The sequence below is a fragment of the Saccharicrinis fermentans DSM 9555 = JCM 21142 genome, assembly GCF_000517085.1.
GTDB lineage: Bacteria > Bacteroidota > Bacteroidia > Bacteroidales > Marinilabiliaceae > Saccharicrinis > Saccharicrinis fermentans.
The window spans coordinates 2,396,039-2,411,617 of sequence record NZ_KI912107.1 but is presented as its reverse complement, the minus strand read 5'-3'; the positions used below and the strand labels follow the sequence as shown (position 1 = coordinate 2,411,617).

The 15,579-nt window shown below is 37.9% G+C and carries 18 protein-coding genes; 10 read left to right on the top strand and 8 right to left on the bottom strand.

The genetic code is table 11. From position 1 onward, the window contains the following. The 5 genes from CYTFE_RS0109480 to CYTFE_RS0109460 all read left to right on the top strand — a co-directional run. Window positions 1-649, top strand: a 649-nt coding sequence (locus CYTFE_RS0109480) for a hypothetical protein (protein ID WP_162150083.1), incomplete at its 5' end; no start/stop codon positions are given. Beyond that, a complete protein-coding gene (locus CYTFE_RS0109475; RefSeq protein WP_027471597.1) occupies window positions 646-1,041 on the top strand; it encodes a hypothetical protein in 396 nt (131 codons plus the stop codon). The genes CYTFE_RS0109480 and CYTFE_RS0109475, both read left to right, overlap by 4 nt. A 140-nt stretch (window positions 1,042-1,181) precedes the next feature. Next, window positions 1,182-1,442, top strand: coding sequence for a hypothetical protein (locus tag CYTFE_RS0109470; RefSeq protein ID WP_027471596.1), 261 nt, complete (start codon window positions 1,182-1,184; stop codon window positions 1,440-1,442). A 120-nt stretch (window positions 1,443-1,562) separates the two neighbouring features. Further along, complete coding sequence (locus CYTFE_RS0109465) at window positions 1,563-1,787, top strand: hypothetical protein (RefSeq protein WP_027470140.1); 225 nt, start codon at window positions 1,563-1,565, stop codon at window positions 1,785-1,787. Window positions 1,788-1,797: 10 nt separating this feature from the next. After that, window positions 1,798-2,544, top strand: coding sequence for a hypothetical protein (locus CYTFE_RS0109460; RefSeq protein WP_027471595.1), 747 nt, complete (start codon window positions 1,798-1,800; stop codon window positions 2,542-2,544). 65 nt (window positions 2,545-2,609) lie between these two features. Here CYTFE_RS0109460 and CYTFE_RS0109455 read toward each other — a convergent pair whose 3' ends face one another. The 8 genes from CYTFE_RS0109455 to CYTFE_RS0109420 all read right to left on the bottom strand — a co-directional run bounded on the left by CYTFE_RS0109455 (window position 2,610) and on the right by CYTFE_RS0109420 (window position 10,992). Beyond that, window positions 2,610-3,161 carry a hypothetical protein gene (locus CYTFE_RS0109455; protein ID WP_027470138.1) on the bottom strand — a complete coding sequence of 184 codons (552 nt, stop codon included), beginning with the start codon at window positions 3,159-3,161 and terminating at the stop codon, window positions 2,610-2,612. Beyond that, window positions 3,154-3,660: a phage virion morphogenesis protein gene (locus CYTFE_RS28650; protein ID WP_052343116.1), complete on the bottom strand. Its 507-nt coding sequence runs from the start codon at window positions 3,658-3,660 to the stop codon at window positions 3,154-3,156. Before CYTFE_RS28650 ends, CYTFE_RS0109455 begins: the two co-directional genes overlap by 8 nt. A 1-nt stretch (window position 3,661) precedes the next feature. Beyond that, entirely contained in the window at window positions 3,662-5,614 is a 1,953-nt protein-coding gene (locus CYTFE_RS0109445) for a phage tail tape measure protein (RefSeq protein WP_027471594.1), read from the bottom strand. A gap of 103 nt (window positions 5,615-5,717) precedes the next feature. Beyond that, window positions 5,718-6,704, bottom strand: coding sequence for a phage minor head protein (locus tag CYTFE_RS28645; protein WP_162150082.1), 987 nt, complete (start codon window positions 6,702-6,704; stop codon window positions 5,718-5,720). Between the two features lie 344 nt (window positions 6,705-7,048). Continuing rightward, entirely contained in the window at window positions 7,049-8,290 is a 1,242-nt protein-coding gene (locus CYTFE_RS0109435; protein ID WP_027471592.1) for a phage portal protein family protein, read from the bottom strand. 1 nt (window position 8,291) lies between these two features. After that, window positions 8,292-8,726 carry a phage protein Gp36 family protein gene (locus tag CYTFE_RS25895; protein ID WP_052343115.1) on the bottom strand — a complete coding sequence of 145 codons (435 nt, stop codon included), beginning with the start codon at window positions 8,724-8,726 and terminating at the stop codon, window positions 8,292-8,294. A gap of 245 nt (window positions 8,727-8,971) precedes the next feature. Continuing rightward, complete coding sequence (locus CYTFE_RS25890; protein ID WP_044262708.1) at window positions 8,972-10,492, bottom strand: hypothetical protein; 1,521 nt, start codon at window positions 10,490-10,492, stop codon at window positions 8,972-8,974. Between the two features lie 2 nt (window positions 10,493-10,494). Next, window positions 10,495-10,992 (bottom strand): DUF1804 family protein, encoded by a 498-nt coding sequence (locus tag CYTFE_RS0109420; RefSeq protein WP_027471591.1) that lies wholly within the window; start codon window positions 10,990-10,992, stop codon window positions 10,495-10,497. A 173-nt stretch (window positions 10,993-11,165) separates the two neighbouring features. Between CYTFE_RS0109420 and CYTFE_RS0109415 the strand changes: the two genes are divergently transcribed. From CYTFE_RS0109415 to CYTFE_RS25885, 5 genes are all read left to right on the top strand, one after another. Further along, window positions 11,166-12,275, top strand: coding sequence for a Clp protease ClpP (locus CYTFE_RS0109415; RefSeq protein ID WP_044262705.1), 1,110 nt, complete (start codon window positions 11,166-11,168; stop codon window positions 12,273-12,275). Between the two features lie 40 nt (window positions 12,276-12,315). Further along, a complete protein-coding gene (locus CYTFE_RS0109410) occupies window positions 12,316-13,374 on the top strand; it encodes a hypothetical protein (protein ID WP_027471589.1) in 1,059 nt (352 codons plus the stop codon). A gap of 242 nt (window positions 13,375-13,616) precedes the next feature. Then, window positions 13,617-13,820, top strand: coding sequence for a hypothetical protein (locus CYTFE_RS0109400; protein ID WP_027471587.1), 204 nt, complete (start codon window positions 13,617-13,619; stop codon window positions 13,818-13,820). A gap of 2 nt (window positions 13,821-13,822) precedes the next feature. Further along, window positions 13,823-15,088 carry a DUF2586 family protein gene (locus tag CYTFE_RS0109395; RefSeq protein ID WP_027471586.1) on the top strand — a complete coding sequence of 422 codons (1,266 nt, stop codon included), beginning with the start codon at window positions 13,823-13,825 and terminating at the stop codon, window positions 15,086-15,088. Next, complete coding sequence (locus CYTFE_RS25885) at window positions 15,088-15,507, top strand: hypothetical protein (RefSeq protein WP_044214256.1); 420 nt, start codon at window positions 15,088-15,090, stop codon at window positions 15,505-15,507. The genes CYTFE_RS0109395 and CYTFE_RS25885 overlap by 1 nt, the downstream gene beginning before the upstream one ends. Window positions 15,508-15,579: the final 72 nt, after the last annotated feature.

Genomic DNA, 15,579 nt, shown 5'->3' with positions numbered 1-15,579 from the left:
AATCCTCATATCTGTAGCTTTACTCTTTTTAATAATAGAGTTGAGCTATATAAACGCCAAAAGCCTCATATACCTTAATAACGCTACTGAAGCGTTAGATCAGGCTTTTGCTGTTATTGGTTCTATTGCCTTTAGTGTTGTGACTATACTGGTAATGATGAACAGCGTTGTTAAATGGCCTAAATACTTATTCCCGGTATTTGATACCGGGCTCATGTTCTTAGGGCTTAATTTAACTCATTACGATACTTTATTAGATAACCCAATCCGTTTAGCCCTTACCTTTTTTATGGCTTCGTTCACGGGCATTATCACATTTAGCTTAGGCTTAATTGAGTTTAAGAGTTTTAAAAGTGACTCAAAAGTGAAAGAAACTGAGTTGAAAGAAAGATTAAACTCACTCGGACTCAGGTATGATTCAGTTAAAAGTGAATTGAAGTCTCTTAAAAGTGTCAATTCAGATACTATGGAGCAGTTGCAAAATAGTAAAAGAGAGATTAAGTCTTTAAAGTCTCAGTTAGAAAGTAAACAAACTGACATTGAAAAAATGATGGATGTTTATTTAAAAGCCGAAGTGAGTCGAATTAAAAAGAAAAGCGAAGCAAACAGAACTGAAGAGGAAAAACAACTATTAAAGGAGGCAGCATGATACTATCATACAGAAAAACTAAAGAAGGAACTTCGAAGCCTACTAATTTTGAATATAAGATTAAGCGAGGTGAAAAAATACACACCATACTAGCCGATGTAAAGACCCGTTGGAAAGTAGGTATGAAGATTCAACAAGCGAATGGCGTTAGAAATAAATATTACAATTGCTTTCAAGAAAATATTTGCACAGGAGTTCAAAGCATTAAAATTGAATGCCCAACCGAATATATGAACGATGTTAAAATATACGTCGATGATCGTTTATTGAATATTGATGAAATGATTGAGCTTGCGCATAACGATGGCTTTGATTGTTTGGGAGAGTTTCTTCTTTGGTTTAATGAGGATTTTGAAGGTAAAATTATTAACTGGACAGATAAAAGGTATTAATAATAAACCACAACGGTTTGTGTATGTGTAGTAAGGTTATGCACGTACATTAAACCGAAGAACTAAAGTTAATTAGCCTTATTGCATATACACATTGTTAGCGTTTCGTTTTTTGAGCGTTGGCACTTAACAGAAAGAAAATGGATAATAAAGAATTTAGAGATAAGTATTTTGCTGAACCAACAAAGGAATGGATTGAAGCACAAGAGAAGGCTTTTAACGCTGCTTTAGCTTATGAAAAGAACTGTATAGCAAAATGCGACTATATAGATATGAGACCGAGCCGACGACCGGAAAAAGGTGATAGAATGGAAGATTTTGCTTTTAGATATGGAACGACTGTAAAGGGGATGAAAAACCAATGGAGGCAAGTAGAGAGAGCGTTAGCAAATGAACGCTAACATCAAAATAAGCGCCGTTTAAATGGCGCTTATTGACTGTTGTGGTTTGTTAAAATTCAATAGTTTTTACTTTAATTAAATTAAACTATTTTTGTATAGGACTTAAAACGATTTGTGCAGATGGCTTATACAAGGGAGAATCTATTAAGACGAATGATTGATGTTCAAAACAAAACCTTAGAGCATACTCAAAAAGGCGTTACACAAGAGTGGGTGTTTAGGCATGTGATTAAACCTCATTATCACATAAGTCGTAAAACATTCTACAGCTATCTTGGGGCAAACGCAAAAAGAGAACTGAAACAATTAACAGAAGCTAAACGTATGCAAATGCAACTGTTTTAAAACTATTATTATGAGAACAATATTATTATCAACAACATTTCTAGCTATATTTTTATTTGCATGTAACCATTCAAACCATAGGGTTATAACGGAACCAACCGACTGGAGTATTGATGTACAGCTTAACGCAAGGAATGACGGCTATACTTTAAGAGGTAAAACCAACTTACCTGATAATACAGAATTAAGTATTAGTTATTTTATCGATGGGGTAGTTAGAGGTCAAGCGATAACAGAGGTTAAAAATGGTATGTTTATTTCTGACTTTGGCGAAAATATAATAAATTTTGATGATGTTGAAATCCTTTGTGTAAGGAACAAAATTGTACAACCTAGTGAGAGTGTATTAAAGCAACTTGAATTTATTACAACGACATCAGGAGAAATTAAAACTACCTTTAAACTCAAAGATTTGAAAAGGAATTTTTTTAATGAAATACTAAAATACAAAGAACCAGCAAACATAAATGCTTCAGTTGTTGAAAGTGTTAAAGATGTACCTATTATTAAAATTAAACGAGCTTCAATTAATGTCGTTGTTAAAGATGAATTGGATAGCTTAGAACTAAGTAATCATATCAAACATCATTTGATAGATCAGCTGGTAAAAGACACGAAAACAAAGTCTGTAATGGTCAGGTGTTTTAAAGAAAATGAAGAGTTATCATTTGCACAAGGTGTTTTTGCTCCTAATGGCGAATGGATGGATGCTGGAGAAGATGTTAATTTTAAAGATTATACTTTAGTAATTAAGTAACTTTTTCTTTGACGCGATTAATAAAAAGCCCTGCAATTTTGCGATTGCAGGGCTTTTTTTTATGTCTAATAAGTATCGATGATGGGTGATGGAATAGGCTTTGTTTCGGTTTCTTTTAAATTACGATTTACAACTCCTACGTCATTCGGAATTGTATCATCCATTTCGGATCGCCAAATACTTTCAGTGTCGGCATCTATGTAACACTTATAGCTAACAATGTGATACTTGAAAAAAGGCGTTGTACGGGGGCGTTCTCCATTGTAAGTAAGTGGCGTAGAATTTGACGCCCGTAACCTATTCATTAAGTACTTAACCGCTTTTATTCGTTTTATATAATTAAGACTTTCATTTAAGCGGTTACTAAAATTTTCTGAGTGTGTACCCGGTTCCTCAACAATGTGAAAATCAATTACAATTAAATCTTCCTCCCCTGGTCCTCCAGGTGTAATTGCCCAGTCTACAAATACGGCAGGAAAAAACAATTCAAAGCTTTCGGGGTCATCTGGCTGTCCCATATATATATCACATTGCCTTACCGGCATTAAGCCCCTATCGATAAACATCTGTTTTTTATCAGTGAATGCTTGTGCGATTTTTTTATAAAGTTTATACATTGATTGCCCTCCTAATCTCTAAAGTCATCATTCGTGTTATTTGCTTTTCTAACTGTGCTGAATTACCAATAAACCTACGCCGTGGAAGGTTCAAATTTATAACGCGGCTATGTGTTTTTACATTTACTTTGCCATGTATTGTAGTTCTAGTATGCGCTCTAACTCGTTGTTTCACCCTGCCTCTATAACCATCGTTATGCGCTTCCGCATAAGGAACATCTGTACCAATAATGGCGCTGGTTTTGCTTACGCGAACTTTTCGAATGCTTCGCCTTAAACGTCCTGTATCAACCAGCGTAGCCCGCCCCGATTTTCGGTTGCTTTCATTTTTAACCACCTTGCGCTTTTTCCATGGCTGCGTAGAGTTATCAATCCAGTTTTGCGCACGAAATCTTTCCTTACTAAAGTTTACCGCCTCAGTAGCTGCCCGTGCAGGTAGTTTGTTTACCGCCTTGCTAACCCTGTCAAGGGTTAAAATATAGCTTCTTGTTTCTTGCATCCTAATAGCTTGTTTCCACATTTCGTACAACTCGTAAAAACATATTTGTCATCCATTGCTCTAGTTCTTCTGGTTGCATTTTATTTAGTGTTGTATTAGCAGTGTTAATACCACCTTTGTTAAATGCATCAATGTTTACAGTAATGTTTTTAACCTGTTTGGCACTACCGGTTATCTTATTAATAGAGTTGTCTAAACTACCATCTGCATTTGTTCCATTGTTTTCGCCAAAAGGATCTTCCACCGTACCAAAAGGGGTAGGACTTCCGTCTGGATCGTTTTTAGGATCCGGATCAACATTAGTATTTATACCTAACACTTGATTCCTAAATTTATCAACGCTACCTGCCCATTTGTTAGCAAATTCAAGTCCAGGTATTTTTCCAATCAAGTTCAAAGCTTGTTGAATTGGCATTACTAATGCATCAATTAATACCAGCCCTAAACGTTTAATGCCTTCAAGTAAACCTCCATTCTTAAAAGAGTCAATAATACTACTCCAGTTATTCTTGATGTTTAAAAACATATTCACCAACATACCCAGAGGTCCTAAAGCCGCAATCATCAATGATCCAAACTGATCGAACTTTTTATAAGCTATAGTTATATAAGTAATAAGTAGAACAAAGGCTGTTATAATTGCACCAATCGGATTTGCAGCTGTAATTACATTAAAAGCAATCATAGCCAACTTTGCAACTCCTAAAGCAATACCTACGTTTTTAACTACAGCCCAAATGGTATCAAAATTTTTAAAAACAAAGTCTAGTACATTATTTACTTTCTCTAATGCCATAACCCATAATGGTAAAAATTTCTCACCAATTTCGGCCATAACAACCCCTAGCCTGTTTTTTGCCATCGCTGATATAGTTCGGAAATCACCTTTGGCGTTTTTGATAGCCTTAGACCAATCAAACTGAACCTTGTCGTATTTTTCAAATGTATCTAATAGTCCGTTGGCGTCAGTCTTTAATTTAATCAATAAATTACGTAACCCCTCCGGACCGCCAATTTTAGAAATTGTTTCATCAATCTGTTTTGATGTCATTCCTTTAAACTGTGTTGAAACATCTTTTAAAATGCTGGTCATATCCCGCATATTTCCGTTTACGTCGTACATTTCAATGCCAATACCTTTTAACCCTTTAACGGTACCAGCCTGAGTAAAGCCTTCAAAGGCGCTTTTTGTCATTGTAGCTGCAGTAACACTATCCTTGGCAATAGCAGTAAACACTGAAAACATCTTGTTCGCAGTATCTACATTTTGTCCAGCTCCAGCCGCTGCTCCTGCAAATTCTGTTTGGACTCGCGCTAGTTCGTCATAGGTAGTAATTCCTAACTGTATTGTTTTTGCGTTAGCGGTTAATAAATTATCAATACCATCTACTCCAACCCCAAAAGCCTTCATCGCCTTAACGGTTTGGTTTACAGCATCGGGTAGTTTGGCTCCTGTTACCAGAGCGTAGTTTCCTACCTTTGTGGTAATATCGGCAACATCTTTTCCAAACAACCCGGTAGCGGATTGAATATCGTAAAAAGCCTTGGTAGTATCTAACAGGTTTTGCCCTGTTTCAAATGCTACCGCTTTAATAGAATCTTTGTAAGCGTTCATTTGCTCGGTGCTCTTATCGAGATTGAGCTGCTTAATGGCTAAAAATTCATGATTAAAATCGGCGGCTGCACCCGTGGCATTACTTAAAAACATAGTCAACGCCACCACACCGCCAATTAACAATGTGTACGGATTACCCAATGTGCTTATTGCATTACCAAACATCGGGAATTGCGCACTCATTGCCGAAAACATTGCAACGTGGTGTTTTTTTAGTTCAGAAAGTTTTGCTTTCATTGCCCCCACACCACTATTTACCTTTTTTTTAGCTTCGGACATACCTGTTTTAATTCGGTTTTTCATCTCTAACAACAAAGTAACTTTTGCTTGTCCGTCCATAGTATTGTTTTTTAATTAATTGTATCGTATATTTGTGCCAGTGAGGGAGCAGTCCCACACTTCCCAAAACGGTCGGTTAATTTATTAGCTGGCCGTTTTGTTTTTAATCCAGTCCTAAACCTTTGCGATCGTATTTCAATAACTCATCACCATTAATCACCCATGTTTCTTTAATTGTTTTGGCGTGTTTCATTTGTCCTCTAACCGCATCCTCAACATTATCGCTATCCATAACTTCAGGTAAGTTTATTACACCATAATTACACTGGTCTTTTGCTTTACGTATGCCGTTATGAATTGCACTAACACTGCTGTTTTTACAGTTTTTAAGGTCAACCAAATACTTGTTGTCGATTAATGCATCAGGGTTTTTGCCTTTTACAAACGAGGTGGTTTTATAAACCAGCTCTCTAATGTCGTTATCATCCTTATCCAGTACAGGCAATAGCTTAACATCGTAACCGTTATCAGCTAAAAACTTAGCGGTTTTAATATTGCCCGGCGTTTCGTTTAGGCCGTGATAAATATGTAAGTCAACCGTATTACCCGACTCGCTTGTGTAAACATTATTGTAAGCCACATCATCGGGTAAACTGGCAACGGCACGTTTCATTACATCATCCGTCACTCCGTCATAGTATGGATGGTTTTTGGGAAATATCATTCCTGTTTTAGCCAAATTAGTGGCAAACATACTATCAATAGGAACTTTTGGTAAAGCTTCAGTTTCACTTGCATAACTTGCCGACAGCTGAACTACATCACAACGGCATTTCCAACCATTAGGCGGGAAATACTTGTTCCAAAAACTATCGGTTATTTTGCGAACGATACCATTTAATAACTGGTGTTCGTGCCTTACATTGTTATCGCCTACCGTTTGGTATTTTAAATAAGGCTGATCGGCTGCGTTTTCTTCAAACTCGCTCCACCGGCTGGCCATGGTTGCTGAACCTACGGCATGGTCGTACTCAGTTTTTAACCAGGTACTATTATATTTTGTATGTGTCTTTGTGGCCTCTTCTTTAAAGTCGGCAAAGCTGCGCAGCTTGCCATCATCATCCAGCAAAGCGAGTGTCATATCTTGCATTTGCTGATAGTTTTTAGCGGCTGAAAATTGCCAAACATCTTGTGTTAAACGCTGCAACATATTGGCATCAGGTGTACTCCAGTCTACTTGAACAAAGCTTGTGCCTGTGCTTTCGGTTGTAGCTTGTTGTAACGTACTACCTACTATTTTTAATAGTTTTTTATAAATGTCTCCGGCCTTAATTTTGTTATTGAAAACATCTTTTAAAAGCGTATTTAAAAGGCTTTTAATTTTACTTTCAACACCTTCTGGCAGGCTGTTAGTTGCGCTGGGGTGTTTACCTCCGCAATGTGGACATGGCTCGTATAAGGCTTTGGGAGTAGCCGTAGCCGTTGGACTACTCCCTAACGAAAATTTTTGCTTAAGGCTGTTGGAATTATAGATGCAGCACTTGTAGTTTCTTTTTTACCAACAATAGGAATATTGAATCTACGGCTTACCCATTCAGCATCTATTTCGTAATGTGTTAAGGCATCGCTTACAATATCCCAGTGTTCGGCCATGGTTAGATCTTCTGATCTGTCAAATACAAACCGGTCGCCTTCCTTAAAACCAAAACCCCATGTATTTAAAATAGGTATCAACTTACCATTAACAGTAAATTCAATCATACGACGGTCGCTTTCTCCTATTTTTTCATCTAGTGTTCGTTCATGCACTTCGCTTTGGCTTAAGCTAGATCCATCATCGGTAAGCATCGTTCCACCCACTATCCTTTTACCAATTTCATTATTGGTAATCGTAATTTGTTCAAGAAATACCTTATGCGGATCCCCTTTGGTTGCAGCATCGTGGATTGTAATTTTTGCACCTTCGGGGAGTACAGCTTGAGCCGCCCGACCTAACTGACGCATCATCGTTTCAATTCTCTTTAGTTCTTTTGCATCTGTGATTGATGTTTCTGCAGATACTAAAGGTATACCAAAACGTTCGCTAAAATCTGCCCACACCTGTTGAGCATTTCGTTTCCATATTAATTGAGGAACAATGTCATTAAGGGCGCCTTTTGGATCCATGTCATAACGATAAATAATTGTTCGTGCAAACATAGGATCTGTAAAATTAATGCCTTGATCACCAGATGCCTCAAATAAAACCATGTTAGTTGCTGGCACAACATTACGGCGCGGTATAAGTTCCCACTTCATGTTAGCCGGGTCAGTTAGCTCTAGAACCGAGTAGCCAAAAAAACGAGAATCTAGCAAGTGTTCCATAATGTCGAAAAACCATTCCGTTTGCAAAAGTTCGGTTTTTTCTTCTACCTCCTGACCATTTTTGTCAATTACCATAAAACGGTTACTTAATGTAGCCGCTTTACGAATTTGAATTTGAGCCATCAGGTGGCCATCGCTCATGAGGTTACGTAACAAATCCTGCAGTAGTACACTTTTAGGGTCATCTGGGTCTTCAAAGGCTGACAATGCCGCCCTCCATTTTTTAATGTCTGAACGACTTCTGTCTGCAAACTCACTAATCAGTTGTGTAATGATACCCTTACTATTTCCAGCTGCAGCCATCAATGGCGATGTAGTTTTTTTAAATGCTCCCCACAAAAACTCTTTTGTTATGTTTTCTGTAATTCTCATGTTAATAGGTATTATCCTCAGGAGCAGAAGCGCTCCAAATTTTCACTAATCCTTGTTCTATTCCATCCTCTGTAGCAAGCGGCAAGTCACTTTGCGCCCCTGCTTGTATATCTTGTAACCATTTTAGTGCATCGTTATAACGCAACTCACGTGTTTTAGGAATGTTATTACCACCTTCTTTAGTCCATAAATGGTAAAGTGTAATGTCAATGGCTAGCATCACGATGTACTGATCGCGCAAATCATCCTCCCCATCCGCAGGCGCATCAATAAAAATTGCATCTACATCTAATCGACCTGATAAATGGTTTCGCATTTGTGCAATAGCCATTTTTTCGGCTGTCAGTATTTTACTGCGCTCTGTTGTAGCATCAATAATTTTTTCAATCTCACTTCGAATGAGAACTGTATAATCACTTTCTTTTAAGAATGCCATGTTTTTATTTTACTTAGTAATATAATGCGTCTAAATCCCTCCTGTGTTTGTTAATTGCCTTAGCCCAGTCTGGTAATTTATATTCTTCACTTGGAAATGCACTTGTTTGTTTAGTGACTTCTTTCTCTTCGCAACATATTTCACAGTAGTAAAAAGAAGTACTCACAAATGCTTTATTGTTGCGACCACAATAATACCAGTAGCTTTCATTTCGAGAGAATTCATATTTATGTTTACAACTCATATTAAAAACGGTTTCTGCTGTACGACCTCATTTCCTCTATGGATGTGGTCATAGGTTTAAAATTGTCTCTCTCTATATAGTCAGATAATTGGTTTATGGCTTGTTCATCTGCATCGGGTCCGTCATCATGAGTTTTGTATTTTGGCTCAATTCCTTTAAGCTGACTAATTCCTGTTTGCATATCATTATTACCTTTCTCCCTTTCATTATGGTATATCCTACCATTCTGATAATATGGGTGCATGGTTAAAATACGGTCGTATTTATTAATCCGTGGACGCTCTACGATAATAATATTTAACGGTCTACGTTTCTCATTTTCAACCAACTTTAGAGCATCTTTTAACGGTTTGTTCCAAAACTGGCTTTCAACTTTCCAGTGTATAATTATGTTGCTTGGAATCTCTTTTTCGTAGTCATACATAAAGCGAATGGCATCCACCATTTGACACTGTTTACAAAAAGCTTTTAAGTGCCAAAAGTTACGACCATGCAAGCCCCAAACCTTAACAGCGTTGTAGTCGTTTTTGCCTGAGTAGGCTACATCCCAAAAACCTACAATGATTTTAAAATGGTCGATGCGGGGAGGCTTAGCCCATTGTATTAAGTCATCGGTAAAAATTTTACCTTCAGTATGCTTTTCGTGGTTGTACTCAGCTCGTGAGGCTAAACTTCCGTCTTCCTCTTCGATTTCACGGTAATAGTCATCATCATACTTTTGATGCCATGCCGGTTTATAGGTTACCTGGTCGTAAGCTTTTACTTCATCTAAGTGCCATTTTGGGTGTCTGGCTTCAAGTAAATTCTGAATACTTCTAGGCCATGGATCATTATTAGGGTGAAGGTATCTCCTAATAGGTCCGTCCATTGTTTTTAATAGATCCTTTTCAATCCATTCAACAACATCATCTTGTCTTTTGGGATTTTTAGAAGTGAACTTATCCTCTAAATCATCACAAACAATTAGGTTTGGTCGTTGAGAGCCTTCTCTTAATCCTCGTGGACTGGTATCCATACCCAAAGCTTTACCTTTAAACCTATTGTCCTTAGTATTAAAATCTCCATCAGTCCAAGAACCTACTAGCTTTTGATCTCCATAATCGTGTATAAGTAATGGGTTACTTTCAAATTCGGCTTGCACATCACTTAAAAGAGTTTCAGCCTTATCATAGTTATTACCTACAATAACCATGTAGATTTTTTCATCGTTAATCCATAACCACAATGGAATAAGAATATCACAATGAACCGACTTTGCTAAACCACGTCCCCACCTTACCAACTCTCTACATTTAGGATTCTTTTTAATTCTGTTGGCTAGCTTAATCTGAAAGTCTGCACAATCAGCATCGGCATAATGTTTAAAGTAGGTTATTACAAAGAAACCATAGTCTTTTTTCGCTCTCTCAATTCGTTCCTCTTGTTCTGTTTTGGTTTCGTTGGGGTTAATTGAGTTACCAGATCGAATCAGGTTAAGTTTCTCCTGATACTTTTTTAATGCCTGTTTATCTTGTGCCTTCATCGCTATTTAAACTTTAATGAAACATCGTTTAAATGCACCTCTTGAAAGTCGAGCATTTGTAAAAAAAGCTTTTCGTCATGCTCACGCAAAGCATCAAAAATCATTTCCATAACAGCGAGGTAGGTTGATAATGTTACCGTACTCTCTTTGTTAATAGTTTCAAGTGTTTTATTCCATTTGCTTACCCCGTCATCAACTTTGGCAATAGAGGAACGTAATTCGGTACAGCGTTCTAAATCGAGATTGCTCTCAGCTTCTTTAAGTTCGCGTGTGAGCGTTAAGCGCTGTTCAGTAAGGTCGTTTATTAGTTGTTTAATGTTGTCAGTTCGAACGCCAGGAGCTGATAAACGGGCATTTCGTTCAGCTCTCCAATTTTTTGTATTAATCCATTTGCTTAATGTTTGCTCACTAACATTCACTAACCGGCTAATTTCCTTAGCTGTCTTCCCCTGCTCTACAAAAAGTACGCGTGCTATTTTTTGTTCTTTCTCCTTTGCCATTTATACTTTATTTACATGCAAAAGTGGAGTATACAGCATTGTAAAACGAATATTAGTAATATGATTACACGCTATATTACAAGGCTTACACTATATTTTGCATATGCCTTTCGCATGGGCTAATCTTGTACATACTAAATGACAAATACGTCGCAAAACAAGTAATAAAGCAAATGTTTAAAGTTGAAAAATTAGCAGACAAAGCAGTATTAACCATTTATGGATACGTAGGGGGTTACTATATGGATTATAGAAATGTTGCAGCTGCTATTGAAGAGGTAAAGCAAACAGGATACAATAAGCTAGACTTTAGGATGCACACTTATGGAGGTTCAGTATTTGATGGAAATCTGATATACAATTTTCTATCGGGTTTTGATGGTGAACTAAACATATACATAGATGGGGTGGCAGCGAGTATGGGTTTTATAATCATGTTGGCTGCGCCAGTAGAAAATGTACATATTGCCGAAAATGGTTTAGGAATGTGTCACAGCCCCTCTGGTGGAGCTAATGGGACGGCTAAGGATTTAGAGCAGGCCGCGAATTTGCTTAGGTTGCTTGAAAAGAACTTTAAGGCCGTATTAAAGGAAAGAACCGGTAAAACCGATGACGAAATAGAAAGTTGGTTTGATGGGTCCGACTATTGGTTTGATGCCGATCAGTTAATTGAAATGCGCCTTGTTGGTTCTAAATTCAAACCTAAAGAAAATATCCAAAGCCTTGACACCGATACTGCAAGTGCCATTGGAGCCCGTGCAACATATGAACGTTTTGCTGCACTTACTACGACGCAAAAAACACAATTAAATTCAAAAGCAGAGATGAACAAAGCAGAAATGATTACAAGGTACGACCTTACTAGTGTAACGGCTGAAAGTACCGATGAAGAAATTTTGGCCGCTATTGATGCAAAAATGCAGGCTAAAGATGATGCTGCCAAAGCAGAGAGAAAAAAAGCTATTGTAGCGGCTGTAGATGTTGCTATTGCGGCTGGTAAAATTACTAAGGAGCAAAAATCCGATTATGTTGCTAGAGGAGAAAAGTTGGGTTTAGATGATCTTAACGGCATATTCGCAGATATGCAAAAGGCAGATAGTATTATTAGTCACATAAAAGGAGATAAAGCCGGTTTACCCAGTTCATCTGCTGAGCGTAAAGCTTGGACGTGGGATGATTATCAGAGCAAGGCTCCTGGTGATTTAGAGGCCATGGCCGAAACTGACCCAGAGCAGTTTAAAGCTTTGTATAAAGCTGAGTATGGAGTAGAGCCTGAAGTGTAGGTTCTAGTAATTCGATTGTAAACTTTTTTATTCAAATAAAATGAAATTATTTTTTAGTATTTTTTGCTCATTATTAGTTTCTGTGCTGTCAGGCGCAGGAATAGCCATGGCCACAGGATTGCCAGCCTTTGAAACAACAGCTGTTTTATTTTCAGCTTCGTTTATCCCTTTAAACAGCTTAGGCTTTATTGCTCAATCTGGTGTATATAAGGAGGTGTGGACAAAAGAAGTTGTAAAACGCTTATCGTCTCTAGGTGAAGGAACATTCTTAGATGGAATAAAAGATTATTCGCAGCACGTTGCCGCCGTAGGTGACGAAATGCAGGTTATTCATCTCACTTACTTTGGTATACACCCTGATGTTTTAATAAATAATACAACCTATCCGATTGCAATCAAGGAGCAGGATGGTGAAGATATACCTATTGCGCTTGATAAGTATCAAACTACCGCAACTCCAATAACCGATGATGAGCTGTATGCCTTGTCGTACGACAAAATGGGGCTCACAAAAGAGACGCATGCGGAAGCAATTTTGGAATGGAAAATACAAAAATCCATTCATGCTCTAGCCCCCTCGAGTGAGACTTCTACTATGCCTGTTCTAGTAACAACTGGAGAAGATGATGGTACAGGCCGTAAGCGACTTGTATGGGCTGACTTGGTTCGCTTTAAAAAAGCCATTGATAAGTTAGGGGTTCCTAAGAAAGGACGTCGATTAGTACTATGTTCAGATCACGAAAATGATTTGCTAGAGCTTGATCCAAAGTTTAAGGATCAATATTTTGAGCCTGTTGCCGGAAAAGTATACAACCGTTTAGGGTTTGAATTTTATTCTTATATGGCAAATCCTTACTTTTCTCCAGCCACAAAAACAAAACTCTCATTTGGGGCTATACCTACTGATACAGACAGGGAGGCGTCGGTATTTTTTAGCCTTAATCGGGCTGCAAAAGCGAAGGGATGGACTAAAATGTATCACTCTAAAGCAAGTACTGATCCGCTAACTCAACGTAATCTCGTTAATTTCCGTCATCACTTTATTGTGATGCCTACACGAGAGGAGGCTCGAGGTGCAATCGTGAGTGATAACGCATAACCGTAAATTATGAATGAATCTCGCATGGATATGAGTAAGCTTTCTGAACGAGAGCTGCTCATCCTTCTTAATGAAAGGCAAAACAACATGAACTCCAAGCTCGATGAAGTATCTCGGAGTCATTACACCTTACGAGATGAAGTTCATTTTATTAAAACAAAGAACAAAACATTAAGCGCAGTTTGGGGCGTGATTACGGTAGTAATAACAATATTTATAAACAGCCTAAAAATTTTCAAGTGATGGCAGCAAAAACAAATAAAGCTAAGAATTTAGAATTACTGGACAGATTTAAAACTGACGTCTTGTACAAAAACCCTAAAGGTGAGTATTTTACTAGTGAAAATCTTGCAAAATTGAGCCTTTCCTCTGAGGAGAAAAAAGCAAAAAAAGGACTGACTAAAATTGAAAGGTCAGAGATCGATAAAACCACTGACGCAGAATAAGCATGAACGGTGTAACTATTGATAAAGGAGACGTTGGGGCGGCTGTTAACCCGCTTGCAGATGCTATAAGTGGCCTATTGATAAATGGTGTAGAAGTAGAGTCGAGCGAGTCGGTTACAGGGGTGACGAATGGAACCTTATACAAGCTAGAAAAGATAAAGGATGCTGAGGCGATGGGTATTGATGCTGCCTATGATGTAGATAATGACTTGCGTGTATACAGACATATTACCGAGTTTTATCGTATGGCTGGTGCAGGTACTCCTCTTTATCTTGTAATTGGTTCATTATCCTCCTCAATGGAGGATTTAATAACCAATTATGGTGAACAAATGATAATTGATGCAGGTGGCGAAATTCGCCGTATTGCAGTTGCTTACAATCAACCGGCTGATTATACTCCAACTCTTGTTGATGGTTTAGAAGAAACAGTAAGGGCTTCAATTGCACTTGCGCAAGAGCTTACTGAATTTGCATGGGATACAAACAGACCCTGTAATATTTTTTTAGAAGGTAGAGGTATATCAGGTTTAGCGGCCTCACAACTAAACTTAAGGAATATTGAAGTTTCGGGGGTTGTGATGCAATACAGTAATGTATCAATTATGATTGGACAGGACTGGGACTATGCCGATTCCTTAACGGGGGAATCGAAAAAATTTGCGGATGTAGGTACACTGTTAGGTGTGTCAGCTAGCATTTCTGTAAACCAAAACATAGGAGAGGTGGAAACCTTGGATATTAGCGATGCAAATAACACAATATGGGTTACAGCTGGTTTAAGTAACCACAAAAAAATTACAGCGGTTGAAACCGACCTGAGCGAATACGACAGCAAAGGTTACATTTTTGGCATAAGCTATACTGGTATTACAGGTTTTCGTTTAAACGATGATCATGTATGTGCCCCTGAAGTAGTTGATTCAAGTGGTTATTTTAATGAAAATACAATTGCGCATGGCCTCACAATGGGAAAAGCTAAGCGTGAGCTGCTTACACGATTGCTCCCAAAAGTTAAAACGGTTGTGCCTGTAGATACATCCACTGGTAAATTAACAACCGGTATGATTAAGTACTTTGAAGGGATAGGTAATACAGCCTTTGATTACATGGCTGGACAAGGGCTAATTTCCGGGGGAGAAACTGTTGTTGATCCTGATAGCGACCTTTTAACCGGAGACAAGGAATTGCTTGTGTCTTTTACAATAGTACCAACTGGTACTATCAAGAAAATAAGTGGAACGATAAACCTTAAAACTACGTTGTAATGAGTTTAGTTAGGAAAAACGGAAAAGCGTATGACGGTGGAGATGTTCAAGTCACAATGTTTGGTAGTCTCAGCTACGAAGTAACTGAGATATCATACGCTACAGAGCAGGAACATCAACTAAATCACTCACTCGGTAGCAACAAAGGTACATCGTATAGTATGGGAAAAATTAACCATAATGGTTCAATTACTATTCGATTGGCAAGTATTAGCGCTGTTGAAAAGGCTGCGGGGGGATCTCTAATAGATATTAAACCGTTTGAAATAAATGTTACTTACACAAACGAAAATAACGATATCATTAATGATACATTATTGTGTAAGTTTCAAGATCAGGGGCGCGAAGTGCAAACCGAAATGGACTTAAAAAGGCAGTTTACACTGTTTGTATTAGATATTAATTATAACAATGCATAAATAAGCAGCCCTTCTGGGCTGCTTATTAAAAAAAAATTCACCAATGACGACAGAAAAAAAAGCAACCACTTT

Excerpts from the sequence above, each read along its gene's own strand:
- CYTFE_RS28650 (WP_052343116.1), bottom strand. The coding sequence starts at position 3,660 with ATGCAAGAAACAAGAAGCTATATTTTAACCCTTGACAGGGTTAGCAAG.
- CYTFE_RS25885 (WP_044214256.1), top strand. The coding sequence starts at position 15,088 with ATGAGTTTAGTTAGGAAAAACGGAAAAGCGTATGACGGTGGAGATGTT.
- CYTFE_RS0109420 (WP_027471591.1), bottom strand. The coding sequence starts at position 10,992 with ATGGCAAAGGAGAAAGAACAAAAAATAGCACGCGTACTTTTTGTAGAG.
- CYTFE_RS0109435 (WP_027471592.1), bottom strand. The coding sequence starts at position 8,290 with ATGAGAATTACAGAAAACATAACAAAAGAGTTTTTGTGGGGAGCATTT.
- CYTFE_RS0109465 (WP_027470140.1), top strand. The coding sequence starts at position 1,563 with ATGGCTTATACAAGGGAGAATCTATTAAGACGAATGATTGATGTTCAA.
- CYTFE_RS0109455 (WP_027470138.1), bottom strand. The coding sequence starts at position 3,161 with ATGTATAAACTTTATAAAAAAATCGCACAAGCATTCACTGATAAAAAA.
- CYTFE_RS0109395 (WP_027471586.1), top strand. The coding sequence starts at position 13,823 with ATGAACGGTGTAACTATTGATAAAGGAGACGTTGGGGCGGCTGTTAAC.
- CYTFE_RS25890 (WP_044262708.1), bottom strand. The coding sequence starts at position 10,492 with ATGAAGGCACAAGATAAACAGGCATTAAAAAAGTATCAGGAGAAACTT.
- CYTFE_RS0109410 (WP_027471589.1), top strand. The coding sequence starts at position 12,316 with ATGAAATTATTTTTTAGTATTTTTTGCTCATTATTAGTTTCTGTGCTG.
- CYTFE_RS0109415 (WP_044262705.1), top strand. The coding sequence starts at position 11,166 with ATGTTTAAAGTTGAAAAATTAGCAGACAAAGCAGTATTAACCATTTAT.
- CYTFE_RS0109470 (WP_027471596.1), top strand. The coding sequence starts at position 1,182 with ATGGATAATAAAGAATTTAGAGATAAGTATTTTGCTGAACCAACAAAG.
- CYTFE_RS25895 (WP_052343115.1), bottom strand. The coding sequence starts at position 8,726 with ATGGCATTCTTAAAAGAAAGTGATTATACAGTTCTCATTCGAAGTGAG.
- CYTFE_RS0109445 (WP_027471594.1), bottom strand. The coding sequence starts at position 5,614 with ATGGACGGACAAGCAAAAGTTACTTTGTTGTTAGAGATGAAAAACCGA.
- CYTFE_RS0109460 (WP_027471595.1), top strand. The coding sequence starts at position 1,798 with ATGAGAACAATATTATTATCAACAACATTTCTAGCTATATTTTTATTT.
- CYTFE_RS28645 (WP_162150082.1), bottom strand. The coding sequence starts at position 6,704 with ATGCAAGATATGACACTCGCTTTGCTGGATGATGATGGCAAGCTGCGC.
- CYTFE_RS0109400 (WP_027471587.1), top strand. The coding sequence starts at position 13,617 with ATGGCAGCAAAAACAAATAAAGCTAAGAATTTAGAATTACTGGACAGA.
- CYTFE_RS0109475 (WP_027471597.1), top strand. The coding sequence starts at position 646 with ATGATACTATCATACAGAAAAACTAAAGAAGGAACTTCGAAGCCTACT.